The sequence below is a fragment of the Falsiroseomonas oryzae genome, from assembly GCF_027856955.1.
Lineage (GTDB): Bacteria > Pseudomonadota > Alphaproteobacteria > Acetobacterales > Acetobacteraceae > Falsiroseomonas > Falsiroseomonas oryzae.
Window position 1 is genome coordinate 1 of the sequence record NZ_JAPSMD010000458.1, and the last position, 4179, is coordinate 4179.

The 4179-nt window shown below is 73.5% G+C and carries 5 protein-coding genes and 1 pseudogene; all 6 read right to left on the bottom strand.

Annotated features, from left to right (window positions below; genetic code table 11):
* A pseudogene (locus OZN99_RS26905) lies at nt 1-295 on the bottom strand (ribonuclease E/G); the annotation flags it as partial.
* Nucleotides 280-873, bottom strand: a complete 594-nt coding sequence (locus OZN99_RS26910; RefSeq protein ID WP_270938307.1) for a Maf family protein — start codon at nt 871-873, stop codon at nt 280-282. The pseudogene OZN99_RS26905 and the gene OZN99_RS26910, both read right to left, overlap by 16 nt.
* A gap of 163 nt (nt 874-1036) precedes the next feature.
* Nucleotides 1037-1255, bottom strand: a complete 219-nt coding sequence (infA, locus tag OZN99_RS26915) for a translation initiation factor IF-1 (RefSeq protein WP_270938308.1) — start codon at nt 1253-1255, stop codon at nt 1037-1039.
* 163 nt (nt 1256-1418) lie between these two features.
* Nucleotides 1419-2708, bottom strand: a complete 1290-nt coding sequence (gene hisD, locus OZN99_RS26920; protein ID WP_270938309.1) for a histidinol dehydrogenase — start codon at nt 2706-2708, stop codon at nt 1419-1421.
* Nucleotides 2705-3421, bottom strand: a complete 717-nt coding sequence (gene hisG, locus OZN99_RS26925; protein ID WP_270938310.1) for an ATP phosphoribosyltransferase — start codon at nt 3419-3421, stop codon at nt 2705-2707. Before hisG ends, hisD begins: the two co-directional genes overlap by 4 nt.
* A 132-nt stretch (nt 3422-3553) precedes the next feature.
* Nucleotides 3554-4179 (bottom strand): MFS transporter (locus OZN99_RS26930; protein WP_270938311.1); only part of this gene is annotated, 626 nt, incomplete at its 5' end.

Consider the following 4179-nt stretch of genomic DNA (forward strand, 5'->3'; position numbering starts at 1 on the left):
CCTTGCCGCCCTGCGCGGCGCGCATCAGGCGGATGGGCAGGATGGCGCCCTGCTGCACCGCCTTGCGGTCGGGCGCCTCGCTGTCCGGCAGGAAGGCGGTCGCGCCATCGGCCAGCAGCAGGAAGGCGCCGGCCATCGGCCGGGCTATGGCGGTGACGCGCGCGCGGTGCAGGTCGCCGACGCCGTCCGGCCGCGCCGGGCGCTCCACCGCCGCCAGGTCCAGCCGGCCGTCGCGCAGCAGCGCCACCCGGCGTTCACCGGGCGAGACCGAGGACAGGATCAGGGCCGCAGCCAACCCGCGCCCCGCAGCAGCTGCGCCGTCTCGAACAGCGGCAGGCCGACCACGTTGGAATGGCTGCCGGACAGGAAGCGCACCCAGGCCTCGGCGCGCTTCTGGATCTGGTAGCCGCCGGCCACGCCCTGCCACTCGCCGGAGTCCAGATGCAACGCGACCTGCTGCGGCGTCAGGCGCTGGAAGGCGAGGATGGTGGTGACCAGCCGCTCGGACCGCTTCCCGTCCGGCCGGATCAGGCAGACCCCGGTCATCACGCGGTGCCGGCGGCCCGACATCAGCTCCAGGAAGCGTCGCGCCTCGGCCGCATCCGCGGGCTTGCCCAGGATGCGGCGCCCGACGCCGACCACGGTGTCGGCGGCCAGCACCAGCGCCTCCGGCGCCTCCGCCCGCGCCGCCTCCGCCTTCGCCCGCGCCAGCCGGGCGGCGAGTTCGCGCGGCAGCTCCGCCTTGCGCGGCGTCTCGTCGAGGTCCACCGGCAGCACGCGATCGGGCACCACCCCGATCCGCGCCAGCAGCTCGAGCCGCCGCGGGCTCGCGGACGCCAGGACCAGCGGCGGGCGGGCAAGAGGCACTGTCATTACAGGATCCGAACTGGCGGCCCGCGCAGCGGGCCGAGGCCGCGAATGCGGCCATCGCGCCGAAGGCGCGCTTCACGCACGACGCACAAACCGACAGCCCAGCCGGCGGTCCAGTGGCCGGCGCGAAAGCCAAGCGCGCGGATGCGCGCGCCGGCGCCTGAGGTCACTTATATCGGAACGTGATCCGGCCCTTGGTCAGGTCGTAGGGCGTCATCTCCACGTTCACGCGGTCGCCCGCCAGGACGCGGATGCGGTTCTTGCGCATCTTCCCGCTGGTATGCGCCAGGACCATGTGGTCGTTGTCGAGCTTCACGCGGAACATCGCGTTGGGCAGCAACTCGACCACCTGGCCGCTGAACTCGATCATGTCCTCTTTCGACATGAGGCTCCTTCATCGTGTCGCGCCCGATGCCGCCATGCCGGGGGGAAGTGGCGGGACGACCGGGCAAAATATTCAGATTCGTGCGGGAAGATGATCCTCACGCCCCACGGGGTCAAGCACGCAACCTGCGCCGCATGTCAAGCCCGCGCACCCGCCGCGGGGCTCACCGCGGCAGCCGCGCGGCGACGCTCAGGCCATGCGCGTCCAGCCCCTCAGCCTCGGCCAGCCGCACCGCGGCAGGCCCGATCGCCGCCAGCCCCTCCGCATCCGTCTCCACCCAGGTGGTGCGCTTGAGGAAATCGAACACCGAGAGGCCGGAGGCGAAGCGCGCGGTGCGGCCGGTGGGCAACACATGGTTGGGGCCGGCCACGTAGTCGCCGATGGCCTCCGGGCACCAGCGGCCCAGGAAGGCCGCGCCGGCATGGCGGATCCTGCCGAACAACGCGCGCGGATCGGCGACCATGATCTGCAGGTGCTCCGGCGCCAGACGGTTGGTCAGCTCCGCCGCCTCCGCCCAGTCCCGCACCAGGATCACGGCGCCATGCGCCGCCCAGGACGCGCCGGCGATCGCGGCGCGCGGCAGCGTCCGCAGTTCCACCTCCACCGCCGCGGCGACGCGCTGCGCGAAACCCGCATCGTCGGTGACCAGGATGGATTGCGCGGCCTCGTCATGCTCGGCCTGGGCCAGCAGGTCCAGGGCGACGTGGCGCGGATCGTTGGTGCCGTCGGCGATCACCACCACCTCCGACGGGCCGGCGATGGAATCGATCCCGACCCGGCCGAAGACCTGGCGCTTCGCCTCCGCCACATAGGCGTTGCCGGGCCCGACGATGCGGTCCACCGGGGCGATCCCCTCCGTGCCCCAGGCCAGCGCCGCGACCGCCTGGGCGCCGCCGATGCGCCACACCTCCGTCACGCCGGCCAGCTGCGCCGCCGCCAGCACCAGGGGGTTGAGCAGCCCATCCGGCGTGGGCACGCACATCGCGATGCGCCCCACGCCCGCCACCCGCGCCGGCAGCGCATTCATCAGCACTGAGGACGGATAGGCCGCCTTCCCCCCGGGCACGTAGAGCCCCACGGCATCCAGCGCGCCCCAGCGCATGCCCGTGCGGATGCCCGGCTCCTCCAGCTCCACGTCGCGCGGCAACTGCGCGCGGTGGAAGGCCTCGATGCGGCGTGCGGCGAGCTCCAGCGCCTGGCGGCGTTCCGGCGCGATGGCAGCCGCGGCCGCCTCCATTTCCGCCGGCGTGACGCGCAGCGCCACGGCGGAGCTCGGCGACCAGCGGTCGAAGCGCGCGGTCAGCTCCACCAGCGCCGCGTCGCCGCGCGCCCGCACCTCCGCGATGATCGCGGCAACCGCCGCATCCACCTTCGCCGTGGTCTCCCGCGCCTGGTCCAGCAGGTCACGGAAGGCGGCCTCGAAGCCGGTATCCCTGGTGTCGAGCGTCCTCATCTCGCGTCGCGCTCCGCAAGTGCCGCGCGGAAGCGCGCAATCCAGCCGGAGATCGCCTCCGGCCGCGTCTTGAGCGCGGTGCGGTTGACGATGAGGCGGGAGGTGACATGCGCGATCACGTCGGTCTCCACCAGCCCGTTCGCCTTCAGGGTGGAGCCGGTCTGCACCAGGTCCACGATCACGCGCGACAGGCCGAGCGAGGGCGCCAGCTCCATCGCGCCGTTCAGGTGCACCACCTCCGCCTGGATTCCCTTCTGCGCGAAGTGGCGATGCGCGATGGCCGGATACTTGGTGGCGACCGTGATGCGCGACGCCTTGCCGATGTCCTGCCCCGCGATGTCCTGCGGCTCCGCAACGCTCACCCGGCAGCGACCGATGCCGAGGTCGAGGGGGGCGTAGATCTGGTCGTAGTCAAATTCCATCAGCACGTCGGCACCGCAGACGCCGATCTGCGCCGCGCCATGCGCCACGAAGGTGGCGACGTCGAAGGGGCGCACGCGCACCACGTCGAGGCCCGCATGGTTGGTCTCGAAGCGCAGGCGGCGGCTGTCCTCGTCGGCGAAATCGGCCGCCGGCTTGATCCCGGCGCGCGAGAGCACCGGGGCCAGTTCCGCCAGGATCCGCCCCTTCGGCAGCGCCAGGATCAGCGTGCCGCCCGCCTCGGCGGGGGTGGAGGGGTCGGCGGGAAAGGTCGTGTCGGTCGATTGTTCCATGCAGCAGTCTAGCATCGGTGCCGCCCATGCGGCGATCACGGCCGGATGGCCGGCCGGTGACGGTTCCGGGGAGGGCGCGAATCGCAGAGGCCGCCGGGCCGGTCAACCACCGCCCGGCGCGGGGCTGCCCCGTCAGGCCGGGGTCCGGTCCCGCGCCGCGACCAGGAAGGCGGCGGCACCCAGCGAGGTCACGCCGAACAGCAGCCAGGGCACCGGCGCGTAGCCGCCGGCGGCCTCCCACACCAGGGCGAGGGCCAGCGGCGCGGCGGTGCGCGGCAGCACCGCGGCGGTGCTCAGGGCGCCGGCGATCTGGCCATAGCCCTCCCGCCCCAGGATCTCCGCCGTGCCGGAGACGCGCAGGATGGTCATCAACCCGCTGGAGATGCCGAACAGCACCGCGAAGCCCAGCAACGGCCCCGGCGCGTCCGGGGCCAGCGCCAGCACCAGCATGGCCAGCGGCGGCAGCGCGACGCCGACATAGCCGATGGTGCGGATGTCGCGCACGCGGCTGCCGAGCGCGAACAGGATGCCCCGCGCCAGCACCTGGCAGGGCCCGTGCATCGCCACCACCAGCAGCGCGCCCCCCAGCGACAGCCCGCGTTCCTGCAGCAGCGGCAGCAGGTGGAACGCCAGGCCGAAGAACACGAAGGCCTGGCAGCAGAAGGTGACGGCCAGCGCCCAGAAGGCGGTCCGCCGCAGCGCGCGGCGCAGCGGGCGGCCGGTCGCCTCCGCCGTCGCGCCGGCCAGGCTGCCGCGCG

What these genes read in the sequence shown, in the direction of transcription:
- OZN99_RS26910 (WP_270938307.1), bottom strand. Translation starts at nt 873, where the DNA reads ATGACAGTGCCTCTTGCCCGCCCGCCGCTGGTCCTGGCGTCCGCGAGC.
- hisG (WP_270938310.1), bottom strand. Translation starts at nt 3,421, where the DNA reads ATGGAACAATCGACCGACACGACCTTTCCCGCCGACCCCTCCACCCCC.
- infA (WP_270938308.1), bottom strand. Translation starts at nt 1,255, where the DNA reads ATGTCGAAAGAGGACATGATCGAGTTCAGCGGCCAGGTGGTCGAGTTG.
- hisD (WP_270938309.1), bottom strand. Translation starts at nt 2,708, where the DNA reads ATGAGGACGCTCGACACCAGGGATACCGGCTTCGAGGCCGCCTTCCGT.